The organism is Ramlibacter sp., assembly GCF_035554825.1.
Taxonomy (GTDB): Bacteria; Pseudomonadota; Gammaproteobacteria; order Burkholderiales; family Burkholderiaceae_C; genus Ramlibacter.
This window is the reverse complement of record NZ_DATMHS010000057.1, coordinates 1-17,118: the sequence shown is the minus strand read 5'-3', so window position 1 is coordinate 17,118 and position 17,118 is coordinate 1. Positions and strand designations below refer to the sequence as shown.

Sequence of the window (17,118 nt, the reverse complement as noted above, 5' to 3'; positions counted from 1 at the left end):
ACGCCACGCCGACGCCTCGGGGCAAGGTGGGTAGCTCGGAGGTTGTCGAATGAGTTTGATCCCGAAGAAGGGCACCGTGTACGTCGTCGACGACGACGAGGCCGTGCGCGATTCCCTGCAATGGCTGCTCGAAGGCAAGGACTACCGGGTGCGGTGCTTCGACTCGGCGGAATCGTTCCTCGCCCGCTATGACCCGCGCGAGGTCGCCTGCCTGATCGTCGACATCCGCATGGGCGGCATGACGGGGCTCGAGCTGCAGGACCGGCTGCTCGAACGCAAGTCGCCGCTGCCGATCGTCTTCATCACCGGCCATGGCGACGTGCCGATGGCCGTGAACACGATGAAGAAGGGCGCGATGGACTTCATCCAGAAGCCCTTCAAGGAAGACGAACTGGTGAGCCTGGTCGAGCGCATGCTCGAACACGCCAAGGGCGCCTTCGCCGAATACCAGAGCGCCGCCAGCCGCGACGCGCTGCTGTCCAAGCTCACCTCGCGCGAGGCGCAGGTGCTCGAACGCATCGTCGCCGGCCGCCTGAACAAGCAGATCGCCGACGACCTGGGCATCAGCATCAAGACCGTGGAGGCGCACCGCGCCAACATCATGGAAAAACTCAACGCGAACACGGTGGCCGACCTGCTGAAGATCGCGCTGGGCCAGAACGCTCCCAAATCCTGACAACCAACAACAACCCAACAGCCGAACGCAGAGGACGCAAAGGAACGCAAAGGGCGCAGAAGAACATCTCAAGAAAGTTTTCTTCTGCGTCCTTTGCGTCTTCCGCGCCCTCTGCGTTCGGCTGCTGGGTTCGATGCTTTCCATGACTGCCCAACTCATCGACGGCAACGCACTTGCCAAATCCATCCGTGCCGAAGTCGCGCAGCGCGCGCAGGCGCTCAAGGCGCGGGGCGTGACGCCCGGCCTCGCGGTGATCCTGGTCGGCGAAGACCCGGCCAGCCAGGTCTACGTGAAGCACAAGGTGACGGACAGCCAGGAAGCCGGGCTGCGCTCGGTGCTGGAGCGCTATCCCGCCGACATGGCCGAGGCCGCGCTGCTCGATCGGATCCGGGCGCTCAACGCCGATCCCGCCATCCACGGCATCCTGGTGCAGCTGCCGCTGCCCAGGCACATGAACGCGGCCAGGGTGATCGAGACGATCTCGCCGGCCAAGGACGTCGACGGCTTCCACGTCGCCAGCGCCGGCGCGCTGATGATCGGGCAGCCCGGCTTCGTGCCATGCACCCCGTATGGGTGCATGAAGATGCTGGAATCGATCGGCTACGACCTGCGTGGCAAGAACGCGGTGGTGATCGGCCGCAGCAACATCGTCGGCAAGCCGATGGCGATGCTGCTGCTGCAGAAGAACGCCACCGTGACGGTTTGCCACAGCGCCACGAAAGACCTGGCCGCGCACACGCGGCAGGCCGACGTCGTCGTCGCCGCCGTCGGCAAGCGCAACGTGCTCACGGCCGACATGGTCAAGCCCGGCGCCGTCGTGATCGATGTCGGCATGAACCGCAACGACGAAGGCAAGCTCTGCGGCGACGTCGATTTCGCGGGCGTGCGCGAGGTGGCCGGCTGGATCACGCCGGTGCCGGGCGGCGTCGGCCCGATGACCCGCGCGATGCTGCTGGTCAATACGCTGGAAGCCGCGGAGCGGACGGCAAGCTGAAAATTCAACCCAACAGCCGAACGCAGAGGCCGCAGAGGGACGCAGAGGACGCAAAAGAAATCCAAGGTTGATTTTTGGTTTTTTTCTGCGTCCTCTCCGAGTTTTTGCGTCCTCTGCGTTCGGCTGTTGGGTTTTGAAAGCGCTGAGCCATTGAATCCGCGCGCGCTGACGCAAAATCAGTAGGATGACCAGCAGCAATCCCCTCCTCGATTTCACCGACCTCCCCCTGTTCGACCAGGTCCGGCCCGAGCACGTGGCGCCGGCGGTCGACGAACTCCTCGCCGCCGCCGACCAGGCGCTGGCGACGGTGACCCAACCCGATTTTCCGAGCCGCTGGGACGACATCGCGCGGGTGCTGGACGTCGCGACCGAGCGGCTGGGGCGGTCGTGGAGCGTGGTCAGCCACCTCAACGGCGTGGCCGACACCCCGGAACTGCGGGCAGCCTACAACGAGGCACTGCCCAAGGTCACCGACTTCTGGACGCGGCTGGGCTCGGATGAGCGGCTGTTCGCGAAGTACAAGGCGATCGACCCGGCCACCCTGAACGCCGAGCAGCGGCAGGCGCACAAGAACGCGATCCGCAATTTCGTGCTGGGCGGCGCCGAGCTGACGGGCGCGGCGAAGGAACGGTACGCCCAGATCCAGGAGCGGCAGGCGGAGCTGAGCCAGAAGTTCAGCGAGCACGCGCTCGATGCCACCGACGCGTTCGCCTACTACGCGCGCCTTGACGAACTCGATGGCCTGCCCGAAGACGTGGTCCAGGCAGCGCGGGCCGCCGCCGAGGCCGACGGCAAGGACGGCTACAAGCTCACCCTGAAGATGCCGAGCTACCTGCCGGTGATGCAGTTCGCGCACAGCCGCGGCCTGCGCGAGCGCCTGTACCGCGCCTACGTCACCCGCGCCAGCGACCAGGGCGATCCCACGTACGACAACACGGCGATCATGCGCGAGATCCTCGCGCTGCGGCAGGAGGAAGCGCGCCTGCTGGGCTACCGGAATTTCGGCGAAGTCTCCGTCGTCCCCAAGATGGCCGACTCGCCGCAACAGGTGATCGCCTTCCTGCGCGACCTGGCCCGCCGGGCCCGCCCCTACGCCGAACGCGACGTCGCCGACATGCGCGAATTCGCGGCGGCGCGGCTGGGCATCGCCGATCCCCAATCCTGGGACTGGTCGTACATCGGCGAGAAGCTGAAGGAGGAGCGCTACGCGTTCAGCGAGCAGGAGGTCAAGCAGTACTTCACGGCGCCCAAGGTGCTGGCCGGCCTGTTCAAGATCGTCGAGACCCTGTTCGAGGTGAGCATCCGCCGCGACAGCGCGCCGACCTGGAACCCCTCCGTCGAGTTCTACCGGATCGAGCGCGGCAACGAGCTGGTGGGCCGGTTCTATCTCGATCCGGCGGCGCGCAACGGCAAGCGCGGCGGCGCCTGGATGGACGACGTGCGCGCCCGCTGGCTGCGGCCGGACGACGGCCGGCTGCAGACGCCGGTTGCTCACCTCGTGTGCAACTTCGCCGAAGGCGTGGACGGCAAGCCGCCGCTGCTGATGCACGACGACGTGATCACGCTGTTCCACGAGAGCGGCCATGGCCTGCACCACATGCTCACGCGCGTGAACGAGCTGGACGTGTCGGGCATCAGCGGGGTCGAGTGGGACGCGGTGGAACTTCCCAGCCAGTTCATGGAGAACTTCTGCTGGGAGTGGAACGTGCTGCGCCACATGACGGCGCATGTCGACACCGGCGCGCCGCTGCCGCGCGAGCTGTTCGACAAGATGCTGGCGGCCAAGAATTTCCAGAGCGGCCTGGCCACCCTGCGCCAGATCGAGTTCGGCCTGTTCGACATGCTGCTGCACACCGAGCACGACCCGGCGCAGGACTTCATGCCGCTGCTCGAACAGGTGCGAGCCGAAGTCGCCGTGCTGCGGCCGCCGCCGTTCAGCCGCACGGCCCACACCTTCAGCCACATCTTCTCGGGCGGCTACGCCGCTGGCTACTACAGCTACAAGTGGGCCGAGGTGCTGAGCGCCGACGCCTATGCCGCCTTCGAGGAAACCGCGGGTCCGGACGGCTTGCCAAGCCGCGAAACGGGACGAAAATACCGGCAAGCCATCCTCGAGGCCGGCGGCAGCCGACCGGCCATCGAGTCCTTCAAGGCATTCCGCGGGCGCGAGCCCAGTCTCGACGCCTTGCTGCGCCACCAGGGCATGGCCTGAACCGGGAGTGTGATTTCGATGCTGTCGACGAGGCCTTTCTTTCTTGCGGGCCTGAGCGGTCTGGTGGTGCTGGCGGCCGGCGGCGCCATGCCTGATGCCGCCGCGCAACAGATTTACCGCTCGGTCGGTCCCGACGGGCGGATCACGTTTTCCGACCGCGCTCCCCCCGACGGCAGCGGGACGGCGAAGGCCGCGCCCGTGGTGACCATGCCGCGCGATGCGACCGATGTTGCCGTCCTGCCCTTCGAGCTGCGGCAGGCAGCCACCAGATACCCGGTGACGCTGTACGCCGGCCCCAGCTGCGATCCGTGCGCCGCCGCGCGCAGCCTGCTCGCGCGCCGCGGCATCCCCTATGCCGAAAAGACGGTATCGAGCAACGAGGACATCGAGGCGCTGCGCCGGTTGGCCGGCGTCGCCACCTTGCCGGTCCTCGCCATCGGCGGGGAGCGGGTGAAGGGCTATTCCGACGTCGAGTGGAACCAGTTGCTGGACGCCGCCGGCTACCCCAGGACCTCGCAGCTGCCGGCCGGCTACCAGCAGTCGCCGGCCCAGCCGCTGGTGGCGATCCAGGACGTGCCGCCGGTCAGGCCGGCGAGCCCGCCCGCGGCGCCGCCGGCGCCCGCCGCGCCGCCGAGTGCGCCGCCGCCCAGCCGCAGCGGCATCCAGTTCTGATCAGAACGCCAGCGTCCTGACGCCGCCGGCCGTGCCCAGCAGGCAGACGGCGGCTTTCTGGCGGGCGAACACGCCGACGGAAACCACGCCGGCCCACTGATTCACTTCGCTTTCGAAGCCCGGCGGATCGGTGATCCGCAGTCCGGCGACATCGAGGATGTGCTGGCCGTTGTCGGTGACGAGCGGCACGCCGTCGATGAGCCGCACCTTGGCGGTGCCGCCCAGCGCGGCGAACTGGCGCACCAGCCGTTGCGTGGCCATCGGGATCACTTCCACCGGCACCGGGTAGCGTCCGAGCGCGTCGACCAGCTTGCTCTCGTCGGCGATGCAGACGAAGCGCTTCGCCTGCGCGGCCACGATCTTCTCGCGCGTGAGCGCCGCGCCGCCGCCCTTGATCATGAAGCCGCGGCGGTCGATCTCGTCGGCGCCGTCGATGTAGACCGCGAGTTCGCCCACCTCGTTGGCGTCGAACACGCGGATGCCCAGCGCCTGCAGCCGCTCGGTCGACGCATTGGAACTCGACACCGCCCCCGGCAGGCGGTCCTTGATGGTGGCGAGCGCGTCGATGAAACGGTTCACCGTGGAGCCGGTGCCGACGCCGATGATTTCGCCGGGCACCACGTGCTGCAACGCGGCCTGCCCGACCAGCCCTTTGAGTTCGTCCTGGGTCACGCGACAATCCTTGGGTTCATTGATCCGCTGATTATCCATGTCGCTGCTGCCCTATCCGCTCGCCCGCGCCCTGCTCTTTCGCCTCGACCCGGAGCGCGCCCACGAGCTGACCATGCAGTGGCTGGCCGCCGTGCAGGGCACGCCGCTGGAGCGGGCCGTCGGCGGCGCGATGGTCGAAGACCCGGTCGAACTCGCCGGCCTGCGCTTTCCCAACCGGGTCGGGCTCGCCGCCGGCCTGGACAAGAATGCGCGCTGCATCGACGGGCTCGGCGCGCTGGGGTTCGGCTTCGTCGAAGTCGGCACCGTGACGCCCAAGCCGCAGCCCGGCAATCCGAAGCCGCGCCTGTTCCGGCTGCCCGAGGCGAACGCCCTGATCAACCGGCTCGGGTTCAACAACGACGGGCTGGAGGCGTTCATCGCCAACGTGAAGCGCTCGTCGTTCCGGGAACGGGGCCGGATCCTGGGCCTGAACATCGGCAAGAACGCGGCGACCCCGATCGAGAACGCGACCAGCGACTATCTCGTGTGCCTCGAGGGCGTGTACCCGCATGCCGACTACGTCACCGTCAACATCTCCAGCCCCAACACCAGCAACCTGCGGTCGCTGCAGAGCGACCAGGCGCTGGACGCCTTGCTGGGAGCCATCGCCGAACGGCGCGCGGCGCTGGTGCGCGAACACGGCCGGCGGGTGCCGGTGTTCGTCAAGATCGCACCCGATCTCGACGAGGCCCAGGTGGCGGTGATCGCGGCCGCGCTGCGCCGGCACGCCATGGACGGCGTGATCGCGACCAACACCACGATCAGCCGCGCGGCGGTGCAGGGGCTGCCGCACGCCCAGGAGGCAGGCGGCCTCAGCGGCGCGCCGGTGCTCGAGGCGAGCAACCGCGTGATCGCGCAGCTGCGCGCGGCGCTGGGCGCCGGTTTTCCGATCATCGGCGTGGGCGGCATCCTCAGTGCGGCCGACGCGCAGGCGAAAATGCGCGCCGGCGCCGACCTGGTGCAGATCTACACCGGGCTCATCTACCGCGGTCCGGCGCTGGTGGGCGAGGTGGCGCGGGCACTGAAGGAGCTGCGCGCGCCGCGTCCTCAGAACGCGTAACTGCCGGCCAGCTTGAGCACCCAGCCGCGGCCGGGCGCGGGCTCGAAGAACCGGCCGTTGCCTTCGTTGACGATCACCGAGCCGGCAGCGCGTCGGTCCAGCAGGTTGTCGATGCGCCCGGCCGCCGAGAGCGTCCAGCCCCTCCGTTCGAAGACATAGCCGGTGTGCACCGCCACCATGGTGAATGCGGGCGCGGCTTCGCTGTTGGCGTCGTTGACGTACACCGCGCCCGAGCGGCGCAGCTCGAGGCCGGCGCGCCAGCCGCGGGCCGGCTGCCAACCGAGCTCGGCCGCCGTGACGGCTCGCGCGGTGCCGGGAATGCGATTGCCGGCGGGCACCGCGAGCGGTGCGCACGGCGCGCCGCTGCAACTGGTGAACGCCTCCCGGTAGCGAGCGTCGAGCCAGGTCTGCGCGAGCTGCACCTGCCAGCCCGCATCGGTGGCAGCGCTCCAGGCCAGCTCCAATCCGCGGCGGCGCGTCGCGCCGGCGTTCTGGAACGAACTGCGACCGCCGCTGCTGGTGCGGGTGACGATCTCGTCCTGCGTGGCCACCTGGAACAGCGCGGCGCTCCACTGGCTGCGCCAAGGGCCGGCCAGCGGCGAGCGGCCCTTGACGCCCAGCTCGAGGTTGCGGCTGCGCGAGGGCCGCAAGCCGAAGTTGAGGCCCGCCGTGCCGTCCGGCCGATACGCCAGCTCGTTGAAGGTCGGGGTCTCGAAGCCGCGGCCCCAGGCGGCATGCAGGTGCACTTGCGGGGACCACGCGAACATCAGCCCGGCCACCGGCAGCGTCGCCCGGTAGCGCACGCCGCCGCTGTCGTCGCCATTCGGTCCCGCGCGATAGCGGTCGGCCGACGAAAAGCGCACGCTGCCGTGACGCACGCCGGCCGTCAGCGTCCAGCGCGGCTGGAATTGCCACACCCCCTGCAGGTAGGGATCGAGGTTCCAGACGCGGTTTTCCTCGTCGCGCCGCAGCGCGCCCGCGACCCCCAGCGTGCTGCCGACGAAGTTCTGCCAGCCCCGCCGCTGCTCGGTCAGGGTGTCGTAGGAGACGCCGGCCACCAGCTCGAAGGGCGCCCTGGCCACGGTGGAGCGCGCCGTCCAGCGCAGGTCGGTGCCGGCATAGCGCCGCTCGAGCCCGATCACGCCGCCCGGGTGCAGTGCATTGGCCTGGGGCCCGGCCGGGATCGCCTGGAACTGGGTGGTCGCGCGCTGGCCGGCGTAGACCATCAGCCGCAGGCGGTTGCCACCGGCGAGTTGCTGCTGGTGCACCACGCCCAGCTGGTCCTGGCGCACCGTCTTGCGCGTGTCGAACGCGACCGCGGACGCGTCGACGCTGCGCGGCGCGGACTCGAACCGGGCCCGGGTGAGGCCCAGCGGATCGTCGGCGCGCAGGTCCAGCGCGTTGGCCACGACCGTCCAGTCGCTGCCTTCGCGCGGCGTGACATCCAGCCGCGCATTGCCGAGGTTGCGCCGCGCCGCACTGTGCTCGCGCCAGCCGTCGGACGAGAACCGGTTGGCGCTCACCGCGTAGCGCAGTCCCTGCGCTGCGCCGCTGGCGCGGATGCCGGGGCGCACCAGGCCGTCGCTGCCCACCGCCAGGCTCGGCGTCACCGTGCCGGGGCCGGCGCCCGCTTCGGTGAACACCTGCAGCACGCCGCCGGAAGAATTGCCGTAGAGCACCGAGAACGGACCGCGCAGCAGCTCGATGCGCTCGGCCGACGCGAGATCGATGTGCGAAAGCTGGCCCTGGCCGTCCGGCATCGTCGCCGGAATGCCATCGACGTAGAGGCGCACGCCGCGCACCCCAAACGACGAGCGAGCCCCGAAGCCGCGGATCGACAGCTGCAGGTCCTGCGCGTAGTTCTGCCGGTCGCGCGCGATCACGCCCGGCACCAGGCCGACCGATTCGGAGAGATTGATTTCGGGGCGGCCGGCGGCGCGCAGCCGCTCGCCGTCGATGACGTCGACCGAGGCCGGCACGTCGAACGGCGAAGCCTCGGTGCGGGTGGCCGTGACCGTGACCTGCGGCAGGACCTGCCCCAGCGCGGCGCCCGCGGCGCCGGCCATGACGGCCGCCAGCAGCCGGCTCATCCCGTTGCCAGCTCCAGCAACGCCACAACATGTTCGGCGATGGCCAGCGAGCTGGTGAGCCCGGGTGACTCGATGCCGAACAGGTTCACCAGTCCCGGCACGCCGTGCAGCGCCGGGCCGTCGATGCGGAAATCCGGCGCCTTCTCGCCGGGGCCGTAGATCTTCGGCCGCACGCCGCTGTAGCTCGGCTGCAGCACGCCGTCGGGCAGGGCCGGCCAGTAGCGCCGCACTTCGGCGTAGAAGCCGTCGGCGCGTCGCGGATCGACCGTGTAATCGATGTCCTCGGGCCGCCTGGCGTCCAGCCACTCCAGGTCGGGGCCGAATTTCGCCTGCCCGCCGAGATCGAGCGTGAGGTGCACCCCCAGCCACGCGTCCGCGGGCGCCGGATAGATCAGGTGCGTGAACGGCGCCTTGCCCGCCAGCGAGTAGTAGTTGCCCTTGCAGAAGTGTTCCCGCGGAACGAACGCCGGATCCAGCCCTTGGAAGCGCCGCGCCAGCGCGCAGGCGTGCAGCGAGGCGGAGTTGACCACCTCGCGGGCGGCGACCTCGCTGCCGTCGGCCATGCGCACGACGTGCGGCGCGCCGCCGGCGCCGAGCAGCACGGAGTCCACCGGTGAGCCGAGCGCCACCATGCCGCCGGCGCGTTCCAGGTCGCCCTGCAGCGCCAGCATGAAGCCGTGGCTGTCGACGATGCCTGTGCTGGGCGACGACAGCGCGGCGACGCAGTGGAGGGCCGGCTCCAGCGCCTTCGCCTGGCGCTCGTCCAGCCATTCGACCGGCACGCCGTTGGCGGCGGCGCGGGTCTGCAGCACCCGCAGGGCGGCGGCCTCGCCTTCGGTGGTGGCGACCACCAGCTTGCCGCAGCGCCGGTGGTCCACGCCGTGGCTCGCGCACAGCGCGTACAGCAGTTCCTTGCCGCGCACGCACAGCCGCGCCTTGAGCGAGCCGGTGGCGTAGTACAGGCCGGCGTGGATCACTTCGCTGTTGCGCGAACTGACGCCCTGCCCGATCAGCGGCTGCGCCTCCACGACGATGGTCTCCCGGCCGGCGCCGGCCAGGGCGCGCCCGACGGCGAGGCCGACCGCGCCGGCGCCGATGACGATGGTGTCGACCCGGTCCATCAGCGCGCCGCCTCGGGGCTCGGCAGCGACCAGCCGTCAGGACCCGTCGGATGAGCGGCGCGGGCCGTGCCGGGCAAAGAGGTACTTCCGAAACTCATGCACCGATTGTCGCCGCAGATTCGGGCCGCGCCGCGGGCACGGGGCCGGAGCCGGCGGCGCAATCGCCGGGACGCGCCTGCACCAGGCGCGCCCGGCTGCTCACAGGAACGGCTTGGCTCGCTCCAGGAGTTCTGCGAGGCCCGGCTCGGCCGGATTGCGCGGCTGGCCGGGGTGGATCACGGCGACCTGGCAGTTCTCTGCGGCCTGCACCAGGTCCGCGTAGGTGCCGGCGTCGGGGTCCTTGATGTAGGCCTGCTGGTTCTCGTTGTACGCGAACATCTTGCCGTTGAGCTGGGTGCACTCGTTGCAGCTGGAACAGCGTTCGGTCTCGATGAATGCCTCGTCCGGATTGCGCGCGGGCGCCTCGGCGGCCACGGAGGGGGCCGCAGCCGGCGCGGTCGCCGCGGGCGCGACCGCCGCTGCCGCAGCGGGCGGGGGCACCGACGGCGCCTGCACCTGCTCGTGCAGCCGCTGCTCCCAGCTCTTCTGCTCGCGCGCCAGCAGCTTGCGGGCATGCGAGTTGTTCACGCCGCCCAGCTCCTGCAGGCTGTGCCACAGCCGGCGGCAGCGGTCGGCCTGGCGGATCAGGCTCTGGTCGACGATCACCTTTTGCAGGTGGTTCCCGCCGTCGACCATCAGCACGCTGGGGATCTTGTCCGGCAGGCCGCGCCCCTCCCGCGCCAGCGACTCGTCGACGCCGATCATGCTGCCGTTCCAGCGCTCGCGCGGCACCCGCGCGAGGTGCTTGCCATAGCGGCGGTCGCTGGCCAGGAAGTCCACCAGCGTGAACGGCAATTCTTCGGCGACGCGCTGGTGCTGCGCGTCCTCGTACGCGAAGGGCTGCAGCGGCCAGTCGTGATCGACCTGCGGGTTCGCCGCCAGGCAGAAGCGGTCGGCCCAGTCGCTCCCCGCTCCGGGGTCGTAGGAGAACGCGGGGAACGCCCGCGATTCCATCGCCGCTGCCGCCATGAGGTACGGCGGCAGCCCGGAGGCGCCGGCGCTGGCGCCGGAGTACACGCTGAACAAGGCGGGCCCGCGGTACGCCACCCCGCGCTGCAGGCGCTCGCGGAACTGGAACAGGTGGGAGCCGGCCGACTGCAGCACGTACACGTCGTTCAGGCCGATGGCCTGGGTCGCGATCTGTCCACCGCGCAATCCCGCCGCGAAGCCGGCCTCGGCCGGCCCCGCCTCGTCGTGCAGATCGTCGATCTGCAGCAGCACCTTGATCGGCCAGCCGGAGCCGAGCACTTCCATCAGCCGGCCGTGCTCCTGCGCGCTGAGCTTGCCGCCGGCCAGGCACACCAGGGAGTCGGGGAACGGATCGAGTTCCCGCGGGTCCAGGCCAGTGGCGCCGAAGCCCTCGAACAGCGCATCGTGCCGCTGCGGGCTGTACTCGCCGTCGATCTCGAGTTCGGCGATGACGATGGCCTTGGCCAGTTCGACCAGCCGCGGCTGCCGCTCGCGCCAGGCCTTCAGCGCTTCGCCGCAGCTGTCGAACTCGAACTCGTATGGCTTGCCGGCGCCCGCCGACGTCGCCACGAAGCGCTGCTTCTTCAGCACGTCCAGCAGCGCGCCGATGCGGTCGCGGCGGCTCTCGGCCATGCCCTGCCGGGGCTGTACCTTCTGCAGGAAGGACGCCATGCGCTCGAAGTCGAACATCGCCGCATGGGCGCCGCCGATCGAGGCCGCGAGCCGCTGCGGGCTGAGGCCCTGCGCCGAGCGCTCGAAATCGGCGCGCAGGATGTCCGAGAGCTTGAACACCAGCCGCTCCAGCTTGTCGCGCAGCTGGGCCGACTTGCGCGCCTGGGCCACCTGCCACACGTGCCGCAGCACGCGCGACGGCATGTGCGCGTCGCAGTCGGCCAGTTCGCCATCGACCTTGATTGCGGCGCGCAGCCGCTTGCAGCTGTCGACGAACGCCGGGTCCAGCTTCGGCGTCAGGCGCGACACGGCCAGATCCCACACCACGCTCAGCAAGCCGCCGGTGTTGCCGCCGGCCAGCAGCTTCCGGATCTCCTGCTCGACCCGCAAGCCGTGCCTGCGCAGGCGATCGGCGTCCGGCCCCTTGGCCACGGCCGCCAGCGCCCGGTCGATCAGCCCCGACAAGGACTCGACGCCGCTGGCATCGGCGGTGCCGGTGGCGAGCACGACCGGGAAGTCGTAGCGCAGCGCGGTGAGGTCGCGATACCCCGCGAACAGCGCGGGACGCAGCTCCAGTCCGTCGACCGCGTCGAGGAATTCGCCGGGGCGCCTGCCGGTCAGGAAGAACGCAACCTGCGCTTGGGTGTCGGCTTGCATGGTGTCAACTCGCTTGCTGTTGATTTACGCGGCTGCTTCGCTCGCCCGGTCGGGCCAGACGGTGTACTTGTCCAGTTCGGCGTTGAGCCCCTCGCGCACGAACGCCGGCGTGACGAGCTTGCCCGAACGGCGCAGCTCCTCGTAGCACGGCACCGACGGATTGCGGTACAGGATTCCCACCGGGATCACGTCCTGCTGGCTGGCGATCTCGCGGGCGCGATCGATGTTGATCGGATCGTGCTCGAGCTGGTTCTTGTACAGCCTGGAGGCGGCGGCGCTGGGCTGCACGCCGTCGGCGTGGTGCAGCACCTGCAGCCGGTCGGGGTCGTGCATCCAGGGGTCGAGCGCCTGCGGCAGCCACTCCGGGCAGCGCTGCACGATGCGCACGAAGGACAGGCCGCGGTGGTGGTAGGCCGCCTTCACGATGTCGTAGAGCATCTCGGGCACCCAGTCGACCGCCTGCGCCACGAACGAGACGTTCTGCACCCCGAGCGTCACCGTCAGCGGATTGAGCGCTTCGAGGTAGCTGCCACGCGGCGTGGTGTTGCTCTTGGTGCCGATCGGGGACGTCGGCGAAGCCTGCTTCTTGGTCAACCCGTAGATCTGGTTGTCGTGCAGGAACACCGTCAGGTTCATGTTGTAGCGGATCGCGTGGATCCAGTGCGCCGCGCCGATGCTGCAGCAGTCGCCGTCGCCGGTGTTGACGAACACCGTCAGATCCGGCCGCGACAGCTTCACGCCCTCGGCCACCGGCAGCGCCCGGCCGTGGATGCCGTGGAAGCCGTAGGTGTTCATGTAGTGCGGGAACCGGCTGGAGCAGCCGATGCCGGACACGAACACGGTCTTCTCGGGCCGCAGCGCCTCGTCGCGGCACAGCCGCTGCACGGCGGCCAGGATGGCGTTGTCGCCGCAGCCGGTGCACCAGCGCGGCACGCCGGCCCGGTAGTCTTCCAGCTCGAACTGCTCCTCGTAGAGCTGCAGCAGGCATTCGGTGGGGCTCATCAGGTCCATGGTCAGGCCGCCTTCTTGATTCGCTTGAGTTGCGCGAGCAGCACCTCGCGGATGGTGCCGGGCTTGATCGGCTGGCCCTTGACCTCGCTCCAGCAGTCGACGTCGACCAGGTAGCGGGCGCGCAGCAGCATCGCGAGCGCCGAATAGCGGCGGTTGGTCTCGTCGATGATCTGGTCCTCGGGCCGGTCGCTCCAGTTGCCCTCGACGGTCAGCACCCGGCGGAAGCCGCTCATGGCTTCCTTGATGCCCGGCGGCAGCGGCTGCAGGAACTCGATGTGCATCGAGGACACCTTCTGGCCCTTGGCGCGCAGCCCGGCCACGGCCTCCTCGATCGCTCCCTTGGTGCTGCCCCAGCCGATCACCAGCAGGTCGCCGCTCGCGTCGCCGAAGATCGGCGGCGCCTTCAGCGTCTTCTGGAAGGCCGCGAGCTTCAGGCTGCGCGCGCGGATCGATTGCTGGTTGATCTCGGCGTCGTACGCGACGTGGCTGTCGCGGTCGTGGGCCAGGCCCGTGAGCGTGTGCATGCCGCCCGGCTGGCCGGGGATGAAGCGGCGCGCCAGGCCGGTCGTCTCGTCCCAGTCGTACGGTTTGGCGCCGGGCGGCACCGGGCTCTGGTCGATCGGCGGTGCCAGCCAGGCCTCGTTGAACTGGGGCCGCGGGAACGGCTGCTGCGACGTCGCCAGGCCCGCGTCGGTCAGCACCACCACCACCATGTTGAAGGTCTCGGCGATCCGGCGCGCCGTGACGATGGCATAGAAGCACTCTTCGATCGTCGCCGGCGCCATCACCACCTTCGGCGCGTCGCCGTGGCTGCCGAACACCGCCGCCAGCATGTCGCCCTGCTCCACCTTGGTCGGCTGGCCGGTACTGGGCCCGCCACGCTGCACGTTGACCACCACCAGCGGGATCTCGCCCATCACCGCCAGGCCGATGCCTTCCTGCTTGAGCGAGTAGCCCGGACCGGACGTGATCGTCACCGCGCACTTGCCGGCGTACGACGCGCCGATCGCGAAGGCGCAGGCCGCGATCTCGTCTTCGGCCTGGTGCACGACGCCGCCGACCTTCTCGAACACGTCCGCCAGGTAATGCGAAGCCGAGGTCGCCGGCGTGATCGGGTACATCGCGCAGATTTCCATGCCCGAGGCCAGCACGCCCAGCGCCAGCGCCGTGTTGCCGTTCACGACCACCTGCGCCTCGGACGGCCTGGTGGCGGGGATCTGGTAGCAGAAGTCGAGATGCTCGCGCGCCCAGCGATGCCCGGCCTCCAGCAGCCGGATGTTGGTGTCGATGACGCTGCGGTCCTTCTTGCCGAAGGTCAGGAAGATCTGGTCGGTCGCCAGCTTCAGGTCGAGGCTGTAGATCTGGCACAGCATGCCCAGCGCGAACATGTTCTTGCCCCGCTTGGCGTCGGACACGATCGCCTTGCACTCCTGCTCCATCGGGATCTCGTACACCTTGTAGCCCGCCGCCACCAGCCGTTCGTGCGTTTCGGCATACGACTGCGCGATCGCCGCATCGCCGTTGCCGCGCCACATGCTCTCGAGCAGGATCGTGCAGCCGGGCTTGAGCTCGTCGGCGCGTACCCGCCCGAGCAGCACCTGCTCGTTGAAGGCGACGACCAGGTCGGTCTTGTCGCCGCCGTTGGTGACGCGGCCCGACCCGATCCGGATCCGGTTGCCGCTGGCGCCCGCCACGCTGCGCGCCGGCGGCCGGATTTCCGCGGGGATGATCTCGGTGGTCCAGATGCCGTTGCCCATCTGGGCGGCGATCGAACCGAGCGACTGGCCGCATTTCTGCGCGCCCTCGCCGGAGTCGCTGATGATCTCCACGATGTGCTCGTCCAGGCGCACGGGCGCCTTCGCGCCGGACGGCGCCCGAACCTTCTTGCCCGGCGTGGCGGCCGGCTGCTGCAGCGTCATTGAATCCATGGTGTTCCCGTCAGACCTGTGTTGCCCGTCGCGCGGCGCGCGTCCCTGCTCCGCGGCTCACGCCAGCCGCACCCGCGCGAAATTGCGTTCGCGCCTGTCGATTCCCAAGAACGTGCCGGCCCCCTCGTCCCGATACGCGAGGTCCGGATCGCGAATGCCCAGGTAGGCCTTCATGCTGCGCGCCGCCTTGCGGCCCGCGCCCATCGCCTGGATGACCGTGGCCGCGCCGGTCACGATGTCGCCGCCGGCGAACACCCCCGCGACCGAAGTCGCCAGGCTGTCGTCGGCCGCGATGTAACCCCATTTGTTCAACTTCAGCTGGGAGGTCTGGCCCATGATGGGATTGGCATTGGTGCCGATCGCGTACACGACCAGGTCGGTTTCGAAGTCGAATTCGCTGCCCGCCACCGGCACCGGACGGCGCCGGCCCGACTCGTCCGGCTCGCCCAGTTCCATGCGTACGCAGCGCAGGGCGCGCACGCCGCCCTTGCCGTCGTCGAGCACGGCCACGGGGTTGGTGAGCCAGTGGAATTCGACGCCTTCCTGCTCGGCGTGATGGACTTCCTCGACCCGTGCCGGCGCCTCCTTGCGCGAGCGACGGTAGATGCAATAGACCTTCTCGGCGCCCAGGCGCAGCGACACGCGCATCGCGTCCATCGCGGTGTTGCCGGCACCGACCACGGCCACCCGCTTGCCGACCGGCAGCGGCGTGTCGAAGTCCGGGAAGTCCCGGCCGCGCATCAGGTTGCAGCGCGTGAGCAGTTCGTTGGCCGAGAGCACCCCGTTGAGCGAGTCGCCGGGGATGCCGAGCATGGTGGGATAGCCGGCGCCGACCCCGACGAAGACGGCGTCGAAGCCCATCTCGTCGATCATCTGCTCGATCGTGAAGAGGCGGCCGACCAGCGTGTTGCACTCGAACTTGACCCCGAGCTGCCTCAGTTTCTCGATCTCGGCGTCGATGGTCGGGTTGGGCAGGCGGAAGTCCGGGATGCCGTACTTCAGCACCCCGCCGGGTTCGTGGAACGCTTCGTAGACCGTGACGTCGCAGCCGGCCTTGGCCATGTCCGCGGCGCACGCCATCCCGGCCGGCCCGGAACCGACGATGCCGACCCGGAACCGGTTCGGCTCGATGTACGGGACGTTGGTCCAGCCCTCCCGGATCGCCGCGTCGCCGACGAAGCGCTCGAGCCGGCCGATGGCCACCGGCTCCAGCGATTCGCCCACCGTGCACACGCCTTCGCACTGGTTCTCCTGCGGGCACACGCGCCCGCAGATCGAGGGCAGCAGGTTGGTCTGCGTGAGGATGTCGTACGCGCCGCGCAGGTTCTTGTCGCCGATCTGCCGGATGAAGCCGGGAATGTCGATCCCGACCGGGCAGCCCGAGATGCACGGCTCGTCCGGGCACAGCAGGCAGCGCTGCGACTCGCGCGAAGCCTCCTCCAGGTTGTAGCCGCATGCCACTTCCTCGAAGTTCTTCGCGCGCACCACGGGATCCTGCTCGCGCATCGGCGTGCGTTCCTGTGGAATGGTTCGTATGGTTCGCTTCTTCGCCATTCCGGGGACCTCTGTCTGTCTAGAGTGAGTGGGGAGTGCGCCGCGGGGCCGCTGGCCGCGGCGGCGCGGCGACTGCCGGGAAGCGCTCAGCCACCGAGCGCCTCCTCCGACGGGTCGGGGAGTTCCAGGCCTTCGTCCCTGGCGGCCGGCCCGGGCGCCGCCGTCTGCGTCAGGCGGCAGTTGTCGTGCCAGCGCTGCTCGGCCCGCTTTTCCTCGGCGGTGTAGCGGCGCAGCCGCGTCATGAGGTCGTCGAAGTCGACCAGGTGGCCGTCGAAGTCGGGGCCGTCGACGCACGCGAACTTGACTTCGCTGCCGACCTTGACGCGGCAGCCGCCGCACATGCCGGTGCCGTCGACCATGATCGGGTTGACGCTGACCATGGTCTTGATCTTGCGGGCGCGGGTCGCGTCGGCGCAGGCCTTCATCATGACCGGGGGACCGATCGCGACGACCTCGTCGACGTCGGGATGGCCCTGCAGGGCGACCGAGATGCCGTCGGTGATCAGGCCCTTCATGCCGGCCGAGCCGTCGTTGGTGCACAGGATCAGTTCGTCGCAGGCGCGGCGGAACTTGTCTTCCCAGAAGATCAGGTCCTTGCTGCGAAAGCCCAGCACGCCGATCACGTAGGCGCCGGCTTCCTTCAGGGCGCGGGCCTGCGGAAACACCGGCGCGACGCCGAGGCCGCCGCCCAC

Annotated in this window: 13 protein-coding genes; 5 read left to right on the top strand and 8 right to left on the bottom strand. The window is 69.7% G+C overall.

What is annotated here, in order from left to right; genetic code table 11:
• Positions 1-49 precede the first annotated feature (49 nt).
• The 4 genes from VNT59_RS06420 to VNT59_RS06405 all read left to right on the top strand — a co-directional run bounded on the left by VNT59_RS06420 (position 50) and on the right by VNT59_RS06405 (position 4,554).
• Positions 50-676, top strand: a complete 627-nt coding sequence (locus VNT59_RS06420; protein WP_325497493.1) for a response regulator transcription factor — start codon at positions 50-52, stop codon at positions 674-676.
• A gap of 142 nt (positions 677-818) precedes the next feature.
• A complete protein-coding gene (gene folD, locus VNT59_RS06415; RefSeq protein ID WP_325497492.1) occupies positions 819-1,670 on the top strand; it encodes a bifunctional methylenetetrahydrofolate dehydrogenase/methenyltetrahydrofolate cyclohydrolase FolD in 852 nt (283 codons plus the stop codon).
• A gap of 184 nt (positions 1,671-1,854) precedes the next feature.
• Positions 1,855-3,882 (top strand): M3 family metallopeptidase, encoded by a 2,028-nt coding sequence (locus VNT59_RS06410; RefSeq protein ID WP_325497491.1) that lies wholly within the window; start codon positions 1,855-1,857, stop codon positions 3,880-3,882.
• 87 nt (positions 3,883-3,969) lie between these two features.
• Positions 3,970-4,554, top strand: coding sequence for a glutaredoxin family protein (locus tag VNT59_RS06405; protein WP_325497490.1), 585 nt, complete (start codon positions 3,970-3,972; stop codon positions 4,552-4,554).
• On the opposite strand, the gene rpiA is transcribed toward VNT59_RS06405, so the two are convergent.
• Positions 4,555-5,226 (bottom strand): ribose-5-phosphate isomerase RpiA, encoded by a 672-nt coding sequence (gene rpiA / locus VNT59_RS06400; RefSeq protein ID WP_325497489.1) that lies wholly within the window; start codon positions 5,224-5,226, stop codon positions 4,555-4,557. It abuts the gene before it with no gap.
• A 37-nt stretch (positions 5,227-5,263) separates the two neighbouring features.
• Here rpiA and VNT59_RS06395 point away from each other — a divergent pair, with 37 nt between their 5' ends.
• Positions 5,264-6,325, top strand: a complete 1,062-nt coding sequence (locus VNT59_RS06395) for a quinone-dependent dihydroorotate dehydrogenase (protein WP_325497488.1) — start codon at positions 5,264-5,266, stop codon at positions 6,323-6,325.
• Here the strand turns inward: VNT59_RS06395 and VNT59_RS06390 are convergent.
• The 7 genes from VNT59_RS06390 to VNT59_RS06360 all read right to left on the bottom strand — a co-directional run.
• Positions 6,313-8,415: a TonB-dependent receptor gene (locus VNT59_RS06390; protein WP_325497487.1), complete on the bottom strand. Its 2,103-nt coding sequence runs from the start codon at positions 8,413-8,415 to the stop codon at positions 6,313-6,315. The two genes, VNT59_RS06395 and VNT59_RS06390, sit on opposite strands and share 13 nt — an antisense overlap.
• Positions 8,412-9,536: an NAD(P)/FAD-dependent oxidoreductase gene (locus VNT59_RS06385; RefSeq protein ID WP_325497486.1), complete on the bottom strand. Its 1,125-nt coding sequence runs from the start codon at positions 9,534-9,536 to the stop codon at positions 8,412-8,414. Before VNT59_RS06385 ends, VNT59_RS06390 begins: the two co-directional genes overlap by 4 nt.
• Before the next feature lie 198 nt (positions 9,537-9,734).
• Entirely contained in the window at positions 9,735-11,933 is a 2,199-nt protein-coding gene (locus VNT59_RS06380) for a hypothetical protein (protein WP_325497485.1), read from the bottom strand.
• Between the two features lie 24 nt (positions 11,934-11,957).
• On the bottom strand, positions 11,958-12,935 hold the full coding sequence (locus VNT59_RS06375; RefSeq protein ID WP_325497484.1) for a thiamine pyrophosphate-dependent enzyme: 978 nt from the start codon (positions 12,933-12,935) through the stop codon (positions 11,958-11,960).
• Between the two features lie 11 nt (positions 12,936-12,946).
• Positions 12,947-14,872 carry a 2-oxoacid:acceptor oxidoreductase subunit alpha gene (locus VNT59_RS06370; RefSeq protein WP_325497483.1) on the bottom strand — a complete coding sequence of 642 codons (1,926 nt, stop codon included), beginning with the start codon at positions 14,870-14,872 and terminating at the stop codon, positions 12,947-12,949.
• 57 nt (positions 14,873-14,929) lie between these two features.
• Complete coding sequence (gene gltA / locus VNT59_RS06365; protein ID WP_325497482.1) at positions 14,930-16,426, bottom strand: NADPH-dependent glutamate synthase; 1,497 nt, start codon at positions 16,424-16,426, stop codon at positions 14,930-14,932.
• Positions 16,427-16,512: 86 nt separating this feature from the next.
• A partial coding sequence (locus VNT59_RS06360) for a sulfide/dihydroorotate dehydrogenase-like FAD/NAD-binding protein (RefSeq protein ID WP_325497481.1) occupies positions 16,513-17,118 on the bottom strand: 606 nt, incomplete at its 5' end.

What these genes read in the sequence shown, in the direction of transcription:
- VNT59_RS06420 (WP_325497493.1), top strand. Translation starts at nt 50, where the DNA reads ATGAGTTTGATCCCGAAGAAGGGCACCGTGTACGTCGTCGACGACGAC.
- folD (WP_325497492.1), top strand. Translation starts at nt 819, where the DNA reads ATGACTGCCCAACTCATCGACGGCAACGCACTTGCCAAATCCATCCGT.
- VNT59_RS06410 (WP_325497491.1), top strand. Translation starts at nt 1,855, where the DNA reads ATGACCAGCAGCAATCCCCTCCTCGATTTCACCGACCTCCCCCTGTTC.
- VNT59_RS06405 (WP_325497490.1), top strand. Translation starts at nt 3,970, where the DNA reads ATGCCTGATGCCGCCGCGCAACAGATTTACCGCTCGGTCGGTCCCGAC.
- VNT59_RS06395 (WP_325497488.1), top strand. Translation starts at nt 5,264, where the DNA reads ATGTCGCTGCTGCCCTATCCGCTCGCCCGCGCCCTGCTCTTTCGCCTC.
- VNT59_RS06390 (WP_325497487.1), bottom strand. Translation starts at nt 8,415, where the DNA reads ATGAGCCGGCTGCTGGCGGCCGTCATGGCCGGCGCCGCGGGCGCCGCG.
- VNT59_RS06385 (WP_325497486.1), bottom strand. Translation starts at nt 9,536, where the DNA reads ATGGACCGGGTCGACACCATCGTCATCGGCGCCGGCGCGGTCGGCCTC.
- VNT59_RS06380 (WP_325497485.1), bottom strand. Translation starts at nt 11,933, where the DNA reads ATGCAAGCCGACACCCAAGCGCAGGTTGCGTTCTTCCTGACCGGCAGG.
- VNT59_RS06375 (WP_325497484.1), bottom strand. Translation starts at nt 12,935, where the DNA reads ATGAGCCCCACCGAATGCCTGCTGCAGCTCTACGAGGAGCAGTTCGAG.
- VNT59_RS06370 (WP_325497483.1), bottom strand. Translation starts at nt 14,872, where the DNA reads ATGGATTCAATGACGCTGCAGCAGCCGGCCGCCACGCCGGGCAAGAAG.
- gltA (WP_325497482.1), bottom strand. Translation starts at nt 16,426, where the DNA reads ATGGCGAAGAAGCGAACCATACGAACCATTCCACAGGAACGCACGCCG.